Below are 19,531 nucleotides of genomic sequence, written 5' to 3' on the forward strand. Positions count from 1 at the left end.
TGGTCATGACTCAGGCACCCAGCGTGGCGACCAGCGCCAGATCGATCAGTTTGATGGCGGCAAACGGCAGCAACACGCCGCCCAGGCCGTAGATCAGCATGTTCCGGCGCAACAACGCCGTGGCGCTGGAGGGACGGAACCGCACGCCGCGCAGTGCCAGCGGAATCAATGCAGGAATGATCAGCGCATTGAAGATCAGCGCCGCCAGCACCGCATGCCGCGGGCTGGACAGGTGCATCACGTTGAGCGCGGCCATCGAGGGAATGGCCGCTGCGAACAATGCGGGCAGGATCGCGAAATACTTCGACACATCGTTGGCCAGCGAGAACGTGGTCAACGCGCCGCGGGTGATCAGCTGCTGCTTGCCCACTTCGACCACCGCCAGCAACTTGGCCGGATCCGAATCCAGATCGACCATGTTGCCCGCTTCCTTGGCGGCCTGGGTGCCCGAGTTCATCGCCAGGCCCACATCGGCCTGGGCGAGTGCCGGGGCGTCGTTGGTGCCATCGCCCACCATCGCCACCAGGCGACCGCCGGCCTGCTCGGCGCGGATGCGCGCGAGTTTGTCTTCCGGGCGCGCCTGGGCGATGTAGTCGTCCACGCCGGCTTCGGCGGCAATCGCTGCGGCGGTGAGCGGGTTGTCGCCGGTGATCATCACTGTCTTGATGCCCATCGCACGCAACTGCGCGAACTTTTCCTTGATGCCCTGCTTGACCACGTCGCTGAGTTCAACCACGCCGAGCACGTGGCGGCCTTCGGCCACCACCAGCGGGGTGGCGCCGCCGCGTGCCACTTCTTCGATGCGCCCGTTCAACTCCGGCGACACCGTGGCGCCTTGCGCCTGCACATACGCCACGATCGCATCGCCCGCACCCTTGCGGATGTTGCGCCCGGCCAGGTCCACGCCAGACATGCGCGTTTGTGCGGTGAATGCAATGAAATGCGCGTCTTCCGGCTCCACTGACACTGCGCCTTGCTGACGTGCCAATTTGACGATGGATTTGCCTTCCGGTGTCGGGTCGGCGAGCGAGGCCAGCATGGCGGCATCACGCAGCTGTGCACGGTCGATGCCGGCCAACGGATGAAACGCGGTGGCCTGGCGATCGCCGTAGGTGATGGTGCCGGTCTTGTCGAGCAGCAGCACGTCCACGTCGCCAGCCACTTCCACCGCCTTGCCCGACTTGGCCAGCACATTGGCCGACAGCGCGCGGTTCATGCCGGCAATGCCGATCGCCGGCAACAGCCCGCCGATGGTGGTGGGAATCAGGCACACCAGCAACGCGATCAGCAGCAACGGATCCAGCGTGACGCCGACAAAGCCGGCAATCGCCGGCAGCGACGCCACCACGATCAGGAAGGTCAATGTCATCGCCGCCAGCAGCAGCGTCAGCGCAATTTCGTTCGGTGTCTTCTGCCGGTTGGCGCCTTCCACCAGCGCAATCATGCGATCGAGGAAACTCTGCCCCGGCTCGGCGGTGACCTTGAATACGATCTCGTCGGACAGCACGCGCGTGCCGCCGATCACGCCGCTGCGGTCGGTCCCGGCCTCGCGCAGCACCGGCGCGGATTCGCCCGTGACTGCCGCTTCGTTGATGGTGGCCAGGCCGCGCACGATCTCGCCGTCGGCAGGCACAAACTCGCCTTCGGACACCAGCACGAAATCGCCCGGGCGCAATTCGGCCGCCGGCACGCGGGTTTCGCGCCCGCCCAATGCGGTTTCCACGCGCCGCGCCACCAGGTCCTTGCGTGCGCGCCGCAGCGACGCGGCCTGGCCGCGACCGCGCGCCTCGGCGATGGCTTCGGCAAAGTTGCCGAACAGCACGGTGACGAACAGGATCGCCGTCACCGCCCAGCCGAAGCCGGCATTGCCATGCCCGCTGGCGGTGATCACCGCTGCCAGCAAGGTGCCGCCCATCACCACCGCCATCACCGGGCTGCGCAGCAGATGCCGCGGCGTCAACTTCAAAAATGCCGCGCGCATCGCCGCCAGCAGCACCGCGCCATCGAGCAACTTGGCGTCGGCGCGCTCACGCTTTTCAATCACAGGAATCGTAGACATTGCTCGGGAACTCTCAGGACGCCGCCAGGGCGAGGTGTTCGGCGATCGGGCCCAGCACCAGTGCGGGCATGAACTGCAGCACGGTGAGCACCAGCACGATGGCCATCAGGGTCAATGCAAAGGTGGGGGTTTCGATCTGCAGGCTGCCGGACGATTCCGGTGCACGGCGTTTGGTTGCCATGCGCGCAGCCACCATCAGCGGCAGGATCAGCGCCGGATAACGCCCCAGCGCCAGCACCACCGCGCAGCTCAGATTCCACCAGTAGGTGGCATCGCCCAGGCCTTCGAAACCGGAACCGTTGTTGGCGAATGCCGAGGTGTACTCGTAGAACACCTGGCTGATGCCATGGAAACCGGGGTTGGAATTGGCCGTCCACGCCGGCACCGACAACGCCACCGCGGTGAAGCCCAGCACCACCAGCGGCTGCAGCAGAATCAACAGCGCCAGCAATTGCACTTCACGCGCTTCGATCTTGCGGCCGAACAATTCCGGCGTGCGTCCGGTCATCAGGCCGGCCAGGAACACGCTCAACAACAGATACACCACGAACTGCTGCAGCCCGCACCCGATGCCGCCCCAGATGGCGTTGATCAACATGTCCACCAGCGTGACCAGCCCGCTCAACGGGCTGAGCGAATCGTGCATCGCGTTGACCGAGCCGTTGGAGGTCTGCGTGGTCAACGCGGCCCACAACGCCGAGGCGTCGGCACCGATGCGCACTTCCTTGCCTTCCATCAACGCGGGCGATGCGGCGCTGCCCGAATGCGCTTCGGACCACAGCAGCAAGCCGGTGGATGCCACCGACATCAGCAGCATGGTGCCGAACACCAACGCAGTCAGCCGCTTGCGCCCGGTGAGGTAGCCAACCATGAACACCACACTCATCGGCAGTAACACCAGCGCCAGCGTTTCCAGCAGATTGCTCAACGGAGTGGGGTTTTCCAGTGCAACCGAACTGTTGGGGCCATACCAGCCACCGCCATTGGTGCCGAGTTGCTTGACCGCCACCATCGCCGCCACCGGCCCGACCGGAATGGTCTGCGTGGCCATGCCGGCACTGCTGTCCAGCGGCGTCGCCGTCGCTGCACCCTGCAAGGTCGACGGCACGCCCTGCCAGCCCAGCAGCAGCGTCCACAGCAGGCACAGCGGCAACAACACCCGCACGCTTGCGCGGATCACATCGGCCCAGTAGTTGCCCACGTCTGCATCGGGCAACGGCGCGCCTGCCGGTATTGACGGCTGCGTCTCGTGCGTAGCCAAGCTCGCTGTCGCGGCCTGCAACGCGGTGGAGTGCGGGCCGCTTGCCGTTGCCGCAACGTCGTTGGCATTCGCAACCGCCCGCCCGCCAAACAGCGCGCGCAAGGTTGCCACCGCCAGTGCCAGACCCATCATCGGCGTCACCACCTGCAGCCCGACAATGCCGGCCATCTGCGCCAGGTACGACAACTGCGCCTGGCCGGAGTAATGCTGCTGGTTGGTGTTGGTGAGGAACGACACCATCGTGTGCAACGCGGTGTCCCAACGCATGTTGGGAATGGCATCGGGATTGAACGGCAGCCAGGCCTGGGTCATGAACACGCCCCAGGTCAGCACGCCCACCACCAGATTGCTGAGCAGGAACGCGGCGACGTAGCCGCGCCACGACATGCCTTGCTGCGGGCGCGTGCCAAGCGCTGCGTAGAGCGGCCGTTCGATCCAGCCGAACACAGCGTCGCCGCGCATGGGCGCACCGCGCATCACCGCCGCCAGATAGCGACCCAAGGGCCACGCCAGCACGATGGCCAACGCATAGACAAGCAATGTTTCAGTCATTGGAGCGCACTCGCATCAGAAGTCTTCGGGCCGCAGCACCACGTACAACAAGTACGCAGCCGCCACGAACACGGCCACGCCGCACAGCAGGGACAACCAGGCAGGCATGTCGGTTACTCCGTGGGTGCGCAACGCGGCGCAAGCGAGACACCGCCCGCAGGTGCAGGCGGCAGGGACGAACCAACAAGACAAGGCGCTGCCGCACCGGGCGCGCAGCGCCGATGGGGCAGACGGGAAAGAGCGTGCATCGGAATGTCCACGGCGGAACCGCTCCGCCAATGCGCGCAGTCTCGTCCTGTGCTGCGTAAAGTCGCTATGGACCTGGTGGGGCGGCCGCGTAAATTCCGCATAAAGCGCTGAATTGGCTTGTTTGTTCCGGCACTCGGGCCCACTTGGCTTCAGCGCTATTGGCAGGTGCTGGAGTTCCTGCGAGTCCACGCAGGGTTGGTTGCGGGCGGACTGCCCTGGCCGCTTCCGGGACACGCCGTGAATCCGTCCATGGAGCAACTGTGGTGTTGGAGTGGCCACGGCCACTCCGAGGACCGGGCAAGCGCAGACGTGCCGCCTCCAACACCACAGTTGCTACAAGGACGTACTTGCGGCGTGTCCCGCGATGGTGGGCGGGCAAGCGCCCTGCGACGCAACCCCAGTTCGCGCCGTGCAACCAACCCAGACGAAGGGATGAGACACATACACTGAAAAGCAAAACACGGCATGCGCGAAGACAGCATCAGTCACGAGCACATGCATGCACCCCGACACAAATCCTCCGCAACCCAAAGCACCGATCAATCGACAGCCATCTGCCGGCTTATCGTCTTGCGCACGCGAAGCGGCATTTCGCACAGAAGTCCTGCCCACACGCCCAAGCACGCTCCCATCCGACGAGACTCGGCAGCCTCCTGCCACCGAGTCTCTTCAGTATCGAAAACAAGCTCACCGCAGCGGCACATTCAACACCGATGGCGTCGCCACCGGCGACGTAAAGGTCAGCGTGCCGCCGCCGCCGCTGGCATCGGTGTAGCGTGCATCGCGCGTGTCGACCACCAACACCAGGCGCTGCCCGGCCGGGATCTCTGCTGCGGCGGCCTGCAGCGCCCACTCCAGCGTCACCGGCGTGCCGGGCGTTGCGCCGCGCAGCGAATATGGCGCGTGGGTCAGCAGCTGTGCAACGCCCAGTGCATCCATGCGGTACAGATAGGCGAACAGGCTCACCTGCGTCTGGCTGGGCACCACGGTGACCCGCAACGATGGACTGCCGGCCAGTCGGCGCACTCCGCTCGACGGTGCACCCACCCACACCGCCGCACCGGCCCGGTTCACCAGCGGGATGGAGGTGGTCACCGGCAGGCCGATTCCCTGCAACAGCCCACTGGCCAGCACCACGCCAGACTCGGCGAGCGTCGGCACGTCGGTACCAATGCGCGACTGCCAGCCGCTGGCTGTGCCGTTGATCAAGCCGCCCGTGGGGCTGAGCAGCCCGCCCGGCGCGGAGAGCCCGAACCGGGTGGCACCCTGTTGCACCGCCGCCCAGTCCGGGTAGTCCAGCCATTGCCCGGCGCGCGGCGACAGCCGCACCGGCGCTTCGTCGTCCACGCCATTGCGCAGCTGCTTGAGGTGGCGGTCGAACCAGCGCGTGGTCGCCGTGTACACCGCGTTGGGCAGCCCGAGCGCGCCCGGCAATTCGGCGGTGGCATGGTCGCCCTGGCTGAGCAGCAGTTGCTTGGGGCCGCGCAGTTGGTTGTAGAACGCGATGGTCTGGTTGGGTGGAAACAGGCCGTCGTTGAAGGCATTGCCCAGCAGCACCGCGGTGCCGCGCGCATTGAGCGCCGCCACATCGCTCGCGGGGCTACGCGATGCGGCCTGCGGCAGGAAGCCCTGCACCGCGCCGTCGTAATCGCCAGCCGCCACCCTGGCGCCGATCCTGGCCAAGTCCGGCCCCGGCCGGCCGGTCAACGTACCCGCCCCTACCAGCAGGCCCACGCCCTGCTGGCTCACCGTGCGATTTGAGTACAGCGAGGCTTCCAGATCCGCCCACCCGCTGAGCGCGGCCACCGCCTTGATGCGCGGGTCGCGCTCGGCGGCCAGCAGGCTGATGCCCGCACCATAGGAAATACCGGAGGCGCCAATCGCATCGGGATTGGCCGGCGTATGTGCCAGCGCCCAGTCGATCACCGCGCTGACATCTTCCACGGTGTCCGGCCCGGCGATGTCGATCTGCCCGGCCGAATCCCAGAACCCGCGCGAGGTGTAGCTGACCACCACATAGCCATCGCTGGCCAACTGGGTGGCGCGCCCGAGATATTCCAGATTCGGCAGCGACCAGCTGGCCGGCATCACGATCAGCGGAAATGGCCCGCTACCCTGCCCTTGCGGCACCAGCACCAGGGCGCCCATCTGCGCGCCGTCCCAACCCGGAATCCGTTCGTAGGTCTTGCTGAAGGCACCGGCCAGAGCCGACGCCGACGACAGCAACAACGCCATGGCGGCAAGACCGCCCATCCAACGCTTGTCCATCGTGTTCTCCCACGCAAAGCCGGGCCGGGATAGCCCAGCGGCAACTGCCATGCATCCGTGGTTCGGGGGAGAAGGTGGCGAACGTACCAGACGGTACGGTATGGCTCAAGGGCTGGGAATCGGGAATCGGGAATCGGGAATCGGGAGTCGGGAATCGGGAGTCGGGACGAGCCGAGCGCAGGCAGGGCGATTAGATTGTTACTTCAGGATTGGCTGATGCAGCTGCGCCCGAATCCGTCGGATCAATACGTTTGCCGATTCAAAGGCGCTGTAGCACTGCACATTCGAAAATCACGCTCGCTGCGCAACGCGCAATGGCGCCAATCGCATGGTCATGCAGTCGAATGGACCATCAAAGCGAACGCGTAAGACTCACCCTGCGCCTACCCCACCCGCAGAACACAGCGCCAACCGACTCAGCCGACGAAGTGCTGGTAGCCACGTTGCGGCGGTTGCCATGGGTTGCCGCTGGCATCGTGGACCACCACGCCGGGCGCGGCGACGATGCGCCCGATGCGGGTGGCGGCCACTTGTGCGAATTCCAGTGCCTGCCGCACCGCATCGCGATGCTGCACGGCAGCGGTGAAGCACAGTTCGTAATCGTCGCCGCCGCCGAGTTGCCACGCGCTGTACTGCGTGGCTGTGACGCCGGCGGTAGGTGGCATCTGCGGCAAGGCAGCCAGCGCAAGTTCCGCGCCCACGCCGCTGCGTTCGCACAAATGCCCCAGATCGGCCAACAGGCCATCGGACACATCGATGCAGGCATGGGCAAGCCCACGTAGGCGCAGTCCGGCCTGTACGCGTGGCTGCGGGCGCAGCAGGTGCTGTCGCCACTGCTCCTGCACGGCGTCAGTGGCCGGCACCGTCACGTCCAGGTCGCCGGCCTGCCACAGCGACAATGCCGCCGCCGCCTCGCCCAGCGCACCGGTCACCCAGATGTCGTCGCCAACGCGTGCCCCATCGCGGCGCAGCGCCGCGCCCGGTGGCAGGCTGCCGATCGCGGTGACCGCGCACGACAACGGCCCGCGCGTGGTGTCGCCACCGACCAGGGCGATGCCGTGCAGATCGGCCAGCGCAAAAAACCCATCGGCGAACGCATCCACCCACGCGGCATCGTCGTGCGGCAACGACAGCGACAAGGTGCACCAGCGCGGCTGCGCGCCCATCGCGGCCAGATCGGAAAGATTGACCGCCAGCGTCTTCCAGCCGAGGTCCGCGGCGCCTGTTTCCAGCGGGAAATGCACGCCGGCATTGAGCGTATCGGCGGTGATTGCCAACTGCTCGCCGGCCGGCGGCTGCAGCAGCGCCGCATCGTCACCGATGCCCAACGGCACATCGGCCCGCGCAGCAATGCGGGCACGCAGGCGGGCGATCAGATCGAATTCGGGCATGAGGACGGGAATCGGGAGAGGGGAATCGGGAATCGCAAAGGCGCGTCAGGAGATGTCGGAAACGTTGCTCTTCCGATTCTCCATTCCCGACTCCCCATTCCCGCGGCGCCTCACGCGCCGCTGGCGCCCGATTCCATCTTGCGCCACTCCACGGCTGCGCGGTCCAGCACGCCGTTGACATAGGTGTGGCCGTGTTCGGAACCAAAACGCTTGGCGGTTTCGATCGCTTCGTTGATCACCACGCGGTACGGCACGTCCTGGCGATACAACAGCTCGTAGGCGGCCAGGCGCAGCACGGCGCGCTCGATCGCATCGACTTCTTCCACGCCACGGTCCAGGTACGGCGTCAGCGCGGTATCCAGCTCACTGCGGTTGCTGAGCACGCCTTCCACCAGGCTTTCGAAGTAGGCCAGATCGGCCACTTCATGCGCTTGCTCGTGGGCAAACTGCGCGATCACCTGCTTGGCGAACCCACCGGCGATCTGCCAGGCATACACCGCCTGCAAGGCGCGACGGCGTGCGCGCGAGCGCAGCACCGGGTCGATGCCGTCACGACGTCCGTGGCGGGCGTGTCCACCGGGCTTGCTCATGGCAACAGCTCCATCAAATTGACCAGTTCCAGTGCGGCCAGGGCGCATTCTTCGCCCTTGTTGCCGTGGCTGCCGCCGGCACGTGCCTCGGCATCTTCCACGCGCTCGACCGCCAGCACGCCGTTGAGCACCGGCACGCCGGTCTGCAACTGCACGCTCATCAGGCCTTCGGCGCACAGGTCGGCGACGTGTTCGTAATGGCGGGTATCGCCACGGATGACGCAGCCCAGCGCGATGATCGCCGCATGCTGGCCGCCCTGGGCGACGCGGTTGGCGGCCATCGGGATTTCCCAGGCGCCGGGCACGCGCACCACGTCGATGGCGTCTTCGCCGATGCCGTTGCCGGCCAGGCTCTGACGCGCACCGGTCACCAGGGCGTCGGTGATACGGGCATTCCAGCGGCTGGCGATGATCACAAAGCGCGCGGTGGTGGGGCGAAGATCGCCTTCGTAGTGGGTCATGCGGGTCGGCAACTCGAGGGGGCGGGAAGTTTAACAGCAGCCGGGCAATGCGCCCGGTCTGCACGCCACGGCCGGGCCCGCCTGCGCAGGCCTGGCCGTGGCGGCCGCCGGCTCAGGGCGCGGCGGCCACGCGCGAGGCGGCGCCCGGATGGCATTCCAGAAACTCCACCACCTCCAGGCCGAAGCCGGCCAGGCCGACCTGCCGCCGCGGCGTACCCAGCACGCGCAGCTTGCCCAGGCCCAGGTCGGCCAGGATCTGCGCGCCGGCACCGTTGCGGCGCCACTGGCTCACATCCTTGGCGTTGGCGGCCACCTCCGGCTGTTGGCGCAGGCGTGCCAGCAGCGATTCGCTGTCGCGCGGGGCCGACAGCACCACCATCACGCCCTGCCCTTCGGCAGCAATCGCGCGCAGCGCATCGGTGGCGGCCACGCCGAAATCATCGCGCTGCCAGTGCAGCAGATCGGCCAGCGGGTTTTCCACCTGCACGCGGACCAGGGTTGGCGTGGTCGGATCCGGGGTGCCACGCACCAGCGCGAAATGCAGGTCGTGCGCGATGCGGTCGCGGTAGGTCACCAGATGGAACGGCCCGAACTCGGTTTCGATCTCACGTTCATCCACGCGCTCGACGGTGTGTTCGTTGGCCAGCCGGTAGGCGATCAGATCGGCGATCGAGCCCATCTTCAGCCCATGCTCGCGCGCGAACACCTCCAGCTGCGGGCGGCGCGCCATGCTGCCGTCGGGGTTGAGTACTTCCACCAGTACACCGGCCGGTTCCAGCCCGGCCAGCATCGGCAGATCGCTGGCCGCCTCGGTGTGCCCGGCGCGCGTCAGCACGCCACCCGGCTGCGCAATCAGCGGGAAAATGTGCCCCGGCTGGCTGAGATCGTGCGGTTTGGCATCCGGCCGCACCGCGGTGCGCACGGTATGCGCGCGGTCGTAGGCGGAAATCCCGGTGGTGACCCCTTCGGCCGCCTCAATGCTGACGGTGAAGTTGGTATGGAACTGCGCGGTGTTGTTGCGCACCATCGGTGCCAGACCGAGCTGCGTGCAGCGCTCGCGGGTCAGCGACAGGCACACCAGGCCACGTGCGTGGGTGACCATGAAGTTGATGTCCGACGGCTTGACCAACTCGGCCGCCATGATCAGATCGCCTTCGTTTTCGCGGTCTTCGTCATCGACGATCACCACCATGCGGCCGGCGCGCAGCTCTTCGATCAATTCGGGGACAGGCGCAAAATTCATGCCGCACCTCGCGTGCCAAGCAGGCGTTCGACGTAGCGCGCCACCAGGTCGATCTCCAGATTCACCGCCGCGCCCACCGCCGTTTCGGAAAACGCGGTATTGGCCACGGTATGCGGAATCAACGCGACCTCGAACCCGGCATCGTCCACTTCGTTGACGGTGAGGCTGACACCGTCGACGCAGATCGAGCCCTTCTTGGCGACATACCGCAGCACCTGCGGCGGCGCCGCAAAGCGCCAACGTTGCGCGCGTGCATCGCCGTGCACCGATTGCACCTGGCCCAGGCCATCCACATGCCCGCTGACCAGGTGGCCACCCAGCCGATCGGTGGGCCGCATCGCGCGTTCCAGGTTCAACACTGCGCCTTCCTGCAAGCTGCCCAGCGTGGTCAGCGACAGGGTTTCGGTGGACGCATCGGCCTGGAAACTGGCCGCATCGAACGCAATCACGGTCAGGCAGACGCCGTTGACTGCGATGCTTTCGCCGAGCTGCACCGCCTCGAACGGCAGGCTGCCGGTGGCGAAGGTAAAATGTACATCGCCGCCCTGCGGCTGGCGCGCGGCCAGGCGGCCAACGCCTTCAATAATGCCGGTGAACATCAGCACGCTCCTGTGGGCAATGGCCGCAAGGCGCGCGTAGAGCGCTGGACTGGCGTGCGGTAGCACGCTGGATGACGCATGGTGGACATAGCCGTTTCTCGCAAAAAAGTTGAGCGAAAAACGCCGCAAGGCAAACAGGCGCGCGCGCAGCCGCAAGGGCTGCGCGTTGGCCGTCTTCTTTCATCCGGACTATACCGTCGGCCCCGGCATCGCACCGGATCTGCTGACCTTCACCGCCGTGCTCTCAGCGAGAGATCGGCAGCGAAGCGCTCGCGGGCTCACACGCTTGCGCATGCATACCGCCGGTGGGGAATCGCACCCCGCCCTGAAGACGTTCGTAAGTACCGGCGAACCGGCGCGTCAATTCTACAGGGCGGCTTCCGGCGATAGCTGACTGCCAAGACATGCCTGGCAGGACGCTGCGTCATGTCGGGAAATTCCCCATAGCCAGAATCGTGAAGGTTTTGTTAAAGTGCGCGCCGCGGCGGGAGACGTCGCTATTTTCGCCCCGCAACGGGACGAAGACACGGACATCAATTCGGAGAGAAACACCCCATGCGTAACACCCTGATTCTGGCCGCCCTGCTGGCAGCCGCACCGTTTGCCGCCTCGGCCGAAGGCCTGAGCTATTCCTACGTGGAAGGTGGCTGGAACCGTACCGAGATCGGCGTCAACGGCGAATCCGACGACATCGACGGCGGCTACGTTCGCGGGTCCTGGCAGATTGCACAGCCGGTGTATGTGTTCGGCGGCTATGAGCGTGCCAACAAGGACTTCAACCTCGGCGGCGGCTTCGTGCTCGAAGGCACCCTGCAGCAGGCCACCCTGGGTATCGGTTACCGCCAGGAAATGACCGAGCGCGTCGACTTCACCGCCGACATCAGCGTGCTGCGCACCAAGGTCGAATCCGACCTGCGCCTGCGTGGCCGCTCGCTCGACGACTCGTCGGACTCGAGCAACCTCGGCTTCGCCAACCTGGGCCTGCGCGGCAAGCCCTCGCCGCGGACCGAAGCCTGGATCAAGGCCGGCTACATCGACGGCAGCGACGTGGACGAAGGCGAATTCGTCGGCACCCTCGGTGGCCAGGTGAACTTCACCCCCACCTGGGGCCTGGTCGGCGAAGTCCAGTTCATCGACGACGCCAACCAGTACAAGGTCGGCGTGCGCGCGAGCTTCTGATCCAGCGCGCTCAAGATAAAAAAGGCCCCGCATGCGGGGCTTTTTTATGCGGCGTCAAACGCACCGCGCAGCTCTTACGCAGTAGCAACCGGCGCATAGCGCAGTCGCAAATCCTGGCCAATGTGGCGGACATCGAGCAGCTGCAATGCATGCCGCTGCGCCATGGTGTCGATGCCGAGCCCAGCCAGCAGCGGCCGCGCCGTCTCACCCAGCAGCACCGGCGCCATGTAGACCAACAGCTCATCGACCAGGCCGGCCTGCAGCAGTGCCCCACTCAACGTGGCGCCGGCTTCCACGTGCACCTCGTTGATACCGCGCTCGGCCAGCGATGCCAGCACCGCGGCCAGATCGAAGCGACCCGCATGCAACGGCATCGCGGCAAACTCCGCGCCGTCGAACGCCGGCGCCGTGACATCGGCGCCGTGCAGATACAAGGTGGGCGCATCGCCCTGGCGAATGTTGGCGCACGCCAGCGTGCGCAAGCCGGCATCGAGCACCACCCGCAGCGGCGGCACGCACGGCGTGTCCTCGCCCAGCCGCACCGTCATCGATGGGTCATCGGCCAGCACCGTGCCGGCACCGGTCAGGATCACGCCGGCACGTGCGCGCCAGCGCTGCACATCCGCGCGCGCATCGGCGCCGGTGATCCACTTCGATTCGCCGCTGGCCATCGCGGTGCGCCCATCCAGGCTGGCACCGAGTTTGACCCGCACCCAGGGGCGGCCACGCTCCACGCGCGACAGAAAGCCCTGGTTGAGCGCGCGCGCCTGCGCTTCCATCACCCCGCTGTGCACCTGGATCCCTGCATCGCGCAGCAAGGTGAAGCCACCACCATTGACCTGCGGAAACGGGTCCGCCATCGCCGCGACCACGCGTGTGACGCCGGCCGCGATCAAGGCCAGCGCGCACGGCGGCGTGCGCCCGTAATGCGCGCAGGGCTCCAGGGTCACATACGCCGTTGCACCCCGCGCCTGTTCGCCCGCCGCACGCAGCGCGAACACTTCTGCATGCGGGCCGCCAGCACGCTGATGAAACCCCTCGCCCACGCACGCGCCATCGCGCACGATCACGCAGCCCACCATCGGATTGGGACGGGTGGTGTAGGCGCCGCGCTCGGCCAGGCGCAGTGCCTGTGCCATCCAGCGGTGGTCGTCTGCGCTCACGCTCACCGCACTACTGCCGGTTCGATCTGCATCACCACGATCTGCAGTGGTCCCAGCAACAATTCGGCATGCGCCTGCCAGCCCAGGCGCTGGTAGTACGGCACCAGCGCGGGCTGGCAGTACAGATACAACGCCGCCACGCCCAGATGCGCGGCGGCCTGCACGCAATGCGTCACCAGTGCCTCACCGATGCCCTGCCCGCGCGCCTGCGGCTGCACGTACAGCGACGCCAGCCACGGCGACCATTGCCGGATGCGCGCATCGTCGTTCTCCAGCAGGCTCACCGAGCCGAGCCACTGCGTGTCATCCAGTGCCACCCACGTGGTGGGAATCACCCCGTCGCGGTCGTGGCTCTGCAGTTCTTCCAATGCCTGATCAAAATTCCAGTCCGGCAGCAAGGCGCCGAAGGCCTGGAGATGTGCCTGCGCAATGACAGGCAGGAGCTCCGGCGTGTCGGCCACGCAGGCGATGCGCATCACGCTCAACGCTTGCCGGGCTTGCCGGCGCGTTCCAGGGCTGCTTCCAGCAACGGCAGCTGCTCGCTGCCGACCGGGAGTTCGCGTTCGAGCTTTTCGATCTCTTCGCGGAAATCGGCCACGTCCTGAAAACTGCGGTACACCGACGCGAAGCGCACATAGCCGACATGGTCGAGCTTGCGCAGCTCCACCATCACGTATTCGCCTACCCGCAGCGAGCCGACTTCGCGCTCGCCGGACATCCGTAGCTGGTGCACCACCGCACGCACCGCCGCCTCGATCTGTTCTTCGGACACCGGGCGCTTTTGCAGCGCGCGGTCGAAGCTGGTGCGCAACTTGCGCGCATCGAATGCCTCACGCCCGCCATCGCTCTTGACCACCGTCGGCAGCTTCAGCTCGATGGTTTCCAGGGTGCTGAAACGCTCGCCGCACGCTTCGCATTCGCGACGCCGACGGATCGTCGTCCCGTCTTCGGACACGCGCGAATCGATCACGCGGGTGTCATTGTGCTGGCAGAAGGGGCAATGCATCAGACGTCCGGGAATAGGGAGAGGGGAATAGGGAATCGGAACAGCGGGGCTATCGCAGCGTTGCTTTTACCATTCCCGTCTCTCCATTCCCGATTCCCGCATCAGCCATACACCGGATATTTCTTGCACTGCGCGGTCACTGCATCGCGCACCTTGGCCAGCACGGCGTCGTCGGCCGGGGCGTCCAGCACGTCGGCGATCCAGTTGGCCAGGTCCACGCAGTCCTGTTCCTGGTACCCGCGGGTGGTGATGGCCGGGGTGCCCAGGCGCAGGCCCGAGGTGACGAACGGCGAGCGCGGGTCGTTGGGCACCGAGTTCTTGTTGACGGTGATATGCGCCTTGCCGAGCGCGGCTTCCGCGTCCTTGCCCGAGACATCGCGGCCGATCATGTCCACCAGCATCAGGTGGTTCTCGGTGCCGCCGGAGACGATCTTGTAGCCGCGCGCGATCAGCGTGTTCGCCATCGCCTGCGCGTTCTTCACCACCTGCTGCTGGTAGGTCTTGAACTCCGGCTCCAGTGCTTCCTTGAACGCAACCGCCTTGGCCGCGATCACGTGCATCAGCGGGCCACCCTGGATGCCGGGGAACACGATCGACTGCAGCTTCTTGACCAGGTCCTCGCCCGCGCCCTTGGCCAGGATGATGCCGCCACGCGGGCCACGCAGGGTCTTGTGCGTGGTCGAGGTGACCACGTGCGCATGGTCCATCGGGCTGGGGTACACACCGGCGGCCACCAGGCCGGCCACGTGCGCCATGTCCACGAACAGATACGCACCGACGCTGTCGGCAATGGCGCGGAAGCGCGCCCAGTCGATCTTCTGCGAATACGCCGAGAAGCCGGCAATGACCATCTTCGGCTTGTGCTCGGTGGCCAGGCGCTGCACCTCGTCGTAATCGATCAGGCCCTGCTCGTTCACGCCGTACTGCACGGCGTTGAACAGCTTGCCCGAGGCATTGACCTTGGCGCCGTGGGTGAGGTGGCCGCCATGGGCCAGGCTCATGCCCAGGATGGTGTCGCCCGGCTGCAGCAGCGCGAGGTACACCGCCTGGTTGGCCTGCGAGCCACTGTGCGGCTGCACGTTGGCGTAGTCCGCACCGAACACCTGCTTGATGCGGTCAATGGCCAATTGCTCGGCAATGTCGACGAACTCGCAACCGCCGTAGTAGCGCTTGCCCGGGTAGCCTTCGGCGTACTTGTTGGTCAGCTGGCTGCCCTGGGCTTCCATCACCAGCGGGCTGCAGTAGTTCTCGCTGGCGATCAGCTCGACGTGATCCTCCTGGCGGCCGGCTTCAGCGGCAATGGCCTTGGCCAGTTCGGGGTCGTAGGTTTCCAGTCGGACGTCGCGCGAGAACATGCAGAAGCTCCGGGGGGCAGCTGTGGCCAGTAAGACCGCCGATTGTAAGCCTCCGGGGAACGGGTGACCAATCGACCAGACTGGCCTTGCGACGCAGCACACCGGGGCCCAGGAACGGGACCCACAAACGCCATGGGCGCACCGAAGTGCGCCCATGTGATGCCTGTGGCCTGACCGGGCTGCCCGGTCGGGCGCTGCCAGCTAGGGGCTCAGTTGTTGAGCACCAGATCGGCGATCTCACCGGTTGCGATCGCCACCAGCAGGAAGTTGCCGGTGTTGTCGCGCTGCCAGCGATAGCCATACGGCGGGCGACGCAGGTGGTGACGGTCGTAATCGTTGATCACATACACCGGGCCGTTGTAATAGCCGCCACGCACATAGCGCGGGCCGCCGTAATAGGCCGGGCGGACGGGCTGGTAGGTGTAGACGCGGCGATCGTTGTAGCGGTCGCGGTAGCGCGCGTCCTGGTAACCCTCGCGGTAGCCGTTGCTGTAGACGCGGCGGTCCTGGCGCCACTCGCGGCGGTCATCGCGGCGACGGCGGTCATCCCAGCGCTGCTGGGCCTGCCAGTTGCGGTTGTCGTGACGGTCGTAGTCGCGCCGATGGTCGCGGTCGCGGTCATGCCCACGGCGGTCGTGGTCGCGGTCCCAATCCCCGGCAAATGCGGCCGGTGCAGCGAAGCCCAGCGCCAAGATGGAGGAAAGCACAACGGTGACGATGCGTTTGCGGTTCATGGGATTGCTCCTGTGTGCGATGTCGCAATTGCATTAAGAGGCTGCCCGGCTTAACGCTTTCTTGCTGGAATCGGTTACGAAAACACCCATTCAGGTGGGAAGTAAGCTGCCGTTTAGCCGCATCTGCGGTCCGGCGGAGGTGAATACTTGCCGGTATAATCGGCGCAATCCCTTTTCCGCTGCCTCCGGCCTCGGCCGGCGGGCTGCCTGCGTCCACGGAGTCCCCATGTCGCAATACATTTACACCATGAACCGCGTCAGCAAGGTGGTCCCGCCCAAGCGGCAGATCATCAAGGACATCTCGCTGAGCTTCTTCCCCGGCGCCAAGATCGGCCTGCTCGGCCTGAACGGCGCCGGCAAATCCACGGTGCTGAAGATCATGGCCGGCGTGGATACCGACTTTGAGGGCGAAGCCCGCCCGCAGGCCGGCATCAAGGTCGGCTACCTGGCCCAGGAGCCGCAGCTCAACCCCGAGCACACCGTGCGCGAGGCGGTGGAAGAAGGCGTGGGCGACGTGCTGCAGGCCCAGGCCGCGCTGGATGCGGTCTATCTGGCGTACGCCGAAGAAGGCGCCGATTTCGATGCGCTGGCCAAGGAACAGGAGCGCCTGGAGGCCATCCTGGCCGCCGGCGATGCACACACCCTGGAAAACCAGCTGGACGTGGCCGCCGATGCGCTGCGCCTGCCGCCGTGGGACGCCATCGTCGGCAAGTTGTCCGGTGGTGAAAAGCGCCGCGTGGCGCTGTGCCGCCTGTTGCTGCAGAAGCCGGACATGCTGCTGCTCGACGAACCGACCAACCACTTGGACGCCGAGTCGGTGGAGTGGCTGGAGCAGTTCCTGGCGCGCTACACCGGCACCGTGGTGGCGGTCACGCATGATCGCTACTTCCTCGACAACGCTGCCGAGTGGATCCTGGAACTGGACCGCGGCCGCGGCATTCCGTGGAAGGGCAACTACACCGAGTGGCTGACCCAGAAGGACGAGCGCCTCAAGCAGGAAGACAACCAGGAAAAGTCACGCCAGAAGGCGATCCAGAAGGAACTGGAATGGTCGCGGCAGAACGCCAAGGGTGGCCGCACCAAGGGCAAGGCGCGTCTGGCCCGCCTGGAAGAGCTGCAGTCGGTGGATTACCAGCGCCGCAACGAGACCAATGAAATCTTCATCCCGCCGGGCGAGCGCCTGGGCAACTCGGTGATGGAGTTCAAGAACGTCTCCAAGAAGTTCGGCGACCGCCTGCTGATCGACAACCTGTCGATGATCGTGCCGCCGGGCGCCATCGTCGGCATCATCGGCCCCAACGGTGCCGGTAAGTCGACCCTGTTCAAGATGATCACCGGTGCGGAAAAGCCGGATTCTGGCGAGATCGTGATGGGCCCGACCGTGCAGCTCTCGTACGTGGACCAGAGCCGCGACAAGCTCGAGGGCAACCACAACGTGTTCCAGGAAATCGCTGGCGGCCTGGACATCCTCAACATCAATGGCGTGGAGATCCAGTCGCGCGCCTACATCGGCCGCTTCAACTTCAAGGGGCAGGACCAGCAGAAGATGGTCGGCTCGCTGTCCGGTGGTGAGCGTGGTCGCCTGCACATGGCCAAGACCCTGCTGCAGGGTGGCAACGTGCTGCTGCTCGACGAACCGTCCAACGACCTGGACATCGAAACCTTGCGTGCGCTGGAAGATGCGTTGCTGGAGTTCCCGGGCAACACCTTCGTGATCTCGCATGACCGCTGGTTCCTCGACCGTATCGCCACGCACATCCTGTCGTTCGAAGGCGAGTCGCACGTGGAGTTCTTCCAGGGCAACTACCGCGAGTACGAAGAAGACAAGCGTCGCCGCATGGGCGATGACGCCGGTCCCAAGCGCCTGCGCTTCAAGGCATTGAAGTAAGCCATCCACGGCGCCCGGATGAGGGCGCTGTCATGAGGCTGGATGAAAAAAGGGCGCCTTGAGGGCGCCCTTTTCCTTATGCGCGTTGCGCCGCGACGCCTGCGCTGTGGGCGTCGCACTACAGGTCGTAGGACAGCACGTCTTCGAAGCCGAAGGTGTCGAAGTTTTCGATGCGCGAGGGATACAGGCGGCCAACCAGATGGTCGTATTCGTGCTGCACCACGCGTGCATGGAAGCCTTCGGCCTCGCGCTCGATGGGCGTGCCGTCCGGGGCAAAGCCGGAATAGCGGATGACGCGGTGGCGGGGAATGACCGCGCGCAGGCCGGGGATCGACAGGCACCCTTCCCAGCCGTTTTCCATCTCATCGGATAGCGGTTCGATCTGCACGTTGGCCAAGGCGGTGCGTGGCACTGCCGGTGCTTCGGGATAGCGCTCGCTGGCCTCGAAACCGAACACCATCAATTGCAGGTCCACCGCGATCTGCGGTGCGGCCAGCCCGACACCGCGCGCGGCATCCATGGTTTCAAACATATCGGCCACCAACGCGTGCAACTCGTCACTGCCCAGGTTGGTGACCGGCGGCGCCACGCGCAGCAGGCGCTTGTCGCCCATGCGGATAATTTCGCGAATCATGCGGGTGCTCCAATCAACGATGCGCCGATGGTAGAGCGTGGCGCGTGGTGTGAGGTGAGCAAACCTAGCCCGACAGACCCACCCCAGCCAGCACCGATGCGCAGTGGCTGCGCTACGGCGGAACCGGAAAGCCTCCCGGAGGCGCGAGCCCTGCGTTGGCGGGTGCGTGGCGGCGCCGTTGCGCACGCGGCCACGACCGCAGCGGTGTCATCGGCAGGCGATGCTGCTGGGTCCTAGCGCGTTGCCCGCATGACCTCACTGACTAACGCGGCGCCCGGCCTTATCGAGCACACGTTCGCCGTCTTCCTTGATGAAGCCGCTGGTCGCCGCCGGCAGCAGTTCCAGCACCTGCTCGGACGGCCGGCACAGCCGCACTCCGCGATCGGTGCGCACGAACGGGCGGTTGATCAGGATCGGATGCGCCAGCATCGCGCTGAGCAAGGCGGCATCGTCCAGCGCGGGGTCATCCAGCCCGAGTTCCAGATAGGGCGTGCCCTTCTGGCGAAGCGCATCGCGCACCGACAGGCCGGCCTCGGCAATCAGTGCCTGCAAGGTCGCGCGCGTTGGCGGGTCGCGCAGGTACTCGATGATCTGCGGTTCGATGCCGACATGGCGGATCAAGGCCAGCGTGTTGCGCGAGGTGCCGCAGGCAGGGTTGTGATAGATGACGGCGTGCATGGGCAACCTGAGGGCGTCACGCCGATGGCGTGGATGACGGGAGGCCAATGGTAGTGGCGTGCACACTGCAGCACGAGCGGTCTCAGCGCCTGCCATCGAAACGCGAAACGCAAACCGTCTGCCGCGCCTGACCAAGCGACTAACGTTGTGCTGCAGGCGCGGCGATGTAGCCCCTGCGGTGTACGCCACGTAGTACCTGCACTCGCTGCACGTCCGCCTGC

General features: G+C 66.0%; 18 protein-coding genes and 1 riboswitch. Of the genes, 2 read left to right on the top strand and 16 right to left on the bottom strand.

Annotated elements, in window-relative coordinates; all coding sequences use genetic code 11:
• Nucleotides 1-10: 10 nt before the first annotated feature.
• The 9 genes from kdpB to ACCQ09_RS17975 all read right to left on the bottom strand — a co-directional run bounded on the left by kdpB (nt 11) and on the right by ACCQ09_RS17975 (nt 10,673).
• Nucleotides 11-2,059, bottom strand: coding sequence for a potassium-transporting ATPase subunit KdpB (gene kdpB / locus ACCQ09_RS17935; RefSeq protein ID WP_040941789.1), 2,049 nt, complete (start codon nt 2,057-2,059; stop codon nt 11-13).
• A gap of 13 nt (nt 2,060-2,072) precedes the next feature.
• The gene (kdpA, locus tag ACCQ09_RS17940) at nt 2,073-3,872 is read right to left on the bottom strand and encodes a potassium-transporting ATPase subunit KdpA (protein WP_040941790.1); all 1,800 of its coding nucleotides are present in this window, start codon (nt 3,870-3,872) and stop codon (nt 2,073-2,075) included.
• A gap of 15 nt (nt 3,873-3,887) precedes the next feature.
• Nucleotides 3,888-3,980, bottom strand: a complete 93-nt coding sequence (locus ACCQ09_RS17945) for a potassium-transporting ATPase subunit F (protein WP_011035940.1) — start codon at nt 3,978-3,980, stop codon at nt 3,888-3,890.
• Between the two features lie 828 nt (nt 3,981-4,808).
• Nucleotides 4,809-6,389 (bottom strand): CocE/NonD family hydrolase, encoded by a 1,581-nt coding sequence (locus ACCQ09_RS17950; RefSeq protein WP_228427844.1) that lies wholly within the window; start codon nt 6,387-6,389, stop codon nt 4,809-4,811.
• Nucleotides 6,390-6,805: 416 nt separating this feature from the next.
• On the bottom strand, nt 6,806-7,780 hold the full coding sequence (thiL, locus tag ACCQ09_RS17955) for a thiamine-phosphate kinase (protein WP_227971091.1): 975 nt from the start codon (nt 7,778-7,780) through the stop codon (nt 6,806-6,808).
• 110 nt (nt 7,781-7,890) lie between these two features.
• Nucleotides 7,891-8,370 (bottom strand): transcription antitermination factor NusB, encoded by a 480-nt coding sequence (gene nusB / locus ACCQ09_RS17960; protein WP_011035937.1) that lies wholly within the window; start codon nt 8,368-8,370, stop codon nt 7,891-7,893.
• Nucleotides 8,367-8,831: a 6,7-dimethyl-8-ribityllumazine synthase gene (ribH, locus tag ACCQ09_RS17965; protein WP_011035936.1), complete on the bottom strand. Its 465-nt coding sequence runs from the start codon at nt 8,829-8,831 to the stop codon at nt 8,367-8,369. The genes nusB and ribH overlap by 4 nt, the downstream gene beginning before the upstream one ends.
• A 112-nt stretch (nt 8,832-8,943) precedes the next feature.
• Nucleotides 8,944-10,074 carry a 3,4-dihydroxy-2-butanone-4-phosphate synthase gene (gene ribB, locus ACCQ09_RS17970; RefSeq protein WP_011035935.1) on the bottom strand — a complete coding sequence of 377 codons (1,131 nt, stop codon included), beginning with the start codon at nt 10,072-10,074 and terminating at the stop codon, nt 8,944-8,946.
• Nucleotides 10,071-10,673: a riboflavin synthase gene (locus ACCQ09_RS17975; RefSeq protein ID WP_012439227.1), complete on the bottom strand. Its 603-nt coding sequence runs from the start codon at nt 10,671-10,673 to the stop codon at nt 10,071-10,073. The genes ribB and ACCQ09_RS17975 overlap by 4 nt, the downstream gene beginning before the upstream one ends.
• 168 nt (nt 10,674-10,841) lie before the next feature.
• Nucleotides 10,842-11,010, bottom strand: a riboswitch (FMN riboswitch).
• A 218-nt stretch (nt 11,011-11,228) separates the two neighbouring features.
• Here ACCQ09_RS17975 and ACCQ09_RS17980 point away from each other — a divergent pair.
• Nucleotides 11,229-11,852, top strand: a complete 624-nt coding sequence (locus ACCQ09_RS17980) for a hypothetical protein (protein ID WP_011035933.1) — start codon at nt 11,229-11,231, stop codon at nt 11,850-11,852.
• A gap of 74 nt (nt 11,853-11,926) precedes the next feature.
• Here the strand turns inward: ACCQ09_RS17980 and ribD are convergent, their stop codons facing one another.
• The 5 genes from ribD to ACCQ09_RS18005 form a co-directional block, all read right to left on the bottom strand.
• A complete protein-coding gene (ribD, locus tag ACCQ09_RS17985) occupies nt 11,927-12,991 on the bottom strand; it encodes a bifunctional diaminohydroxyphosphoribosylaminopyrimidine deaminase/5-amino-6-(5-phosphoribosylamino)uracil reductase RibD (RefSeq protein WP_043877936.1) in 1,065 nt (354 codons plus the stop codon).
• 26 nt (nt 12,992-13,017) lie between these two features.
• Entirely contained in the window at nt 13,018-13,500 is a 483-nt protein-coding gene (locus ACCQ09_RS17990; protein ID WP_040941794.1) for a GNAT family N-acetyltransferase, read from the bottom strand.
• The gene (gene nrdR, locus ACCQ09_RS17995) at nt 13,497-14,021 is read right to left on the bottom strand and encodes a transcriptional regulator NrdR (protein ID WP_005997276.1); all 525 of its coding nucleotides are present in this window, start codon (nt 14,019-14,021) and stop codon (nt 13,497-13,499) included. Before nrdR ends, ACCQ09_RS17990 begins: the two co-directional genes overlap by 4 nt.
• A gap of 101 nt (nt 14,022-14,122) precedes the next feature.
• Nucleotides 14,123-15,376 carry a serine hydroxymethyltransferase gene (gene glyA, locus ACCQ09_RS18000; RefSeq protein WP_011035930.1) on the bottom strand — a complete coding sequence of 418 codons (1,254 nt, stop codon included), beginning with the start codon at nt 15,374-15,376 and terminating at the stop codon, nt 14,123-14,125.
• Between the two features lie 209 nt (nt 15,377-15,585).
• Complete coding sequence (locus ACCQ09_RS18005) at nt 15,586-16,110, bottom strand: RcnB family protein (RefSeq protein WP_040941795.1); 525 nt, start codon at nt 16,108-16,110, stop codon at nt 15,586-15,588.
• Nucleotides 16,111-16,336: 226 nt separating this feature from the next.
• Between ACCQ09_RS18005 and ettA the strand changes: the two genes are divergently transcribed.
• A complete protein-coding gene (ettA, locus tag ACCQ09_RS18010) occupies nt 16,337-17,998 on the top strand; it encodes an energy-dependent translational throttle protein EttA (protein WP_011035928.1) in 1,662 nt (553 codons plus the stop codon).
• Between the two features lie 118 nt (nt 17,999-18,116).
• Here ettA and def read toward each other — a convergent pair whose 3' ends face one another.
• Together def and arsC are read right to left on the bottom strand one after the other, a co-directional pair.
• A complete protein-coding gene (gene def / locus ACCQ09_RS18015) occupies nt 18,117-18,632 on the bottom strand; it encodes a peptide deformylase (RefSeq protein ID WP_011035927.1) in 516 nt (171 codons plus the stop codon).
• A gap of 255 nt (nt 18,633-18,887) precedes the next feature.
• Complete coding sequence (gene arsC, locus ACCQ09_RS18020) at nt 18,888-19,310, bottom strand: arsenate reductase (glutaredoxin) (protein WP_040941796.1); 423 nt, start codon at nt 19,308-19,310, stop codon at nt 18,888-18,890.
• Nucleotides 19,311-19,531: the final 221 nt, after the last annotated feature.

The sequence above is a fragment of the Xanthomonas sp. NCPPB 2586 genome (assembly GCF_041475775.2).
In the GTDB taxonomy this organism is placed as follows: Bacteria; Pseudomonadota; Gammaproteobacteria; order Xanthomonadales; family Xanthomonadaceae; genus Xanthomonas; species Xanthomonas campestris.

Excerpts from the sequence above, each read along its gene's own strand:
- ribH (WP_011035936.1), bottom strand. The coding sequence starts at position 8,831 with ATGACCCACTACGAAGGCGATCTTCGCCCCACCACCGCGCGCTTTGTG.
- ribD (WP_043877936.1), bottom strand. The coding sequence starts at position 12,991 with ATGGCACAGGCACTGCGCCTGGCCGAGCGCGGCGCCTACACCACCCGT.
- ACCQ09_RS17975 (WP_012439227.1), bottom strand. The coding sequence starts at position 10,673 with ATGTTCACCGGCATTATTGAAGGCGTTGGCCGCCTGGCCGCGCGCCAG.
- def (WP_011035927.1), bottom strand. The coding sequence starts at position 18,632 with ATGATTCGCGAAATTATCCGCATGGGCGACAAGCGCCTGCTGCGCGTG.
- ribB (WP_011035935.1), bottom strand. The coding sequence starts at position 10,074 with ATGAATTTTGCGCCTGTCCCCGAATTGATCGAAGAGCTGCGCGCCGGC.
- ACCQ09_RS17945 (WP_011035940.1), bottom strand. The coding sequence starts at position 3,980 with ATGCCTGCCTGGTTGTCCCTGCTGTGCGGCGTGGCCGTGTTCGTGGCG.
- kdpA (WP_040941790.1), bottom strand. The coding sequence starts at position 3,872 with ATGACTGAAACATTGCTTGTCTATGCGTTGGCCATCGTGCTGGCGTGG.
- ACCQ09_RS18005 (WP_040941795.1), bottom strand. The coding sequence starts at position 16,110 with ATGAACCGCAAACGCATCGTCACCGTTGTGCTTTCCTCCATCTTGGCG.
- nrdR (WP_005997276.1), bottom strand. The coding sequence starts at position 14,021 with ATGCATTGCCCCTTCTGCCAGCACAATGACACCCGCGTGATCGATTCG.
- nusB (WP_011035937.1), bottom strand. The coding sequence starts at position 8,370 with ATGAGCAAGCCCGGTGGACACGCCCGCCACGGACGTCGTGACGGCATC.
- ACCQ09_RS17950 (WP_228427844.1), bottom strand. The coding sequence starts at position 6,389 with ATGGACAAGCGTTGGATGGGCGGTCTTGCCGCCATGGCGTTGTTGCTG.
- thiL (WP_227971091.1), bottom strand. The coding sequence starts at position 7,780 with ATGCCCGAATTCGATCTGATCGCCCGCCTGCGTGCCCGCATTGCTGCG.
- ettA (WP_011035928.1), top strand. The coding sequence starts at position 16,337 with ATGTCGCAATACATTTACACCATGAACCGCGTCAGCAAGGTGGTCCCG.
- glyA (WP_011035930.1), bottom strand. The coding sequence starts at position 15,376 with ATGTTCTCGCGCGACGTCCGACTGGAAACCTACGACCCCGAACTGGCC.
- kdpB (WP_040941789.1), bottom strand. The coding sequence starts at position 2,059 with ATGTCTACGATTCCTGTGATTGAAAAGCGTGAGCGCGCCGACGCCAAG.
- ACCQ09_RS17980 (WP_011035933.1), top strand. The coding sequence starts at position 11,229 with ATGCGTAACACCCTGATTCTGGCCGCCCTGCTGGCAGCCGCACCGTTT.
- arsC (WP_040941796.1), bottom strand. The coding sequence starts at position 19,310 with ATGCACGCCGTCATCTATCACAACCCTGCCTGCGGCACCTCGCGCAAC.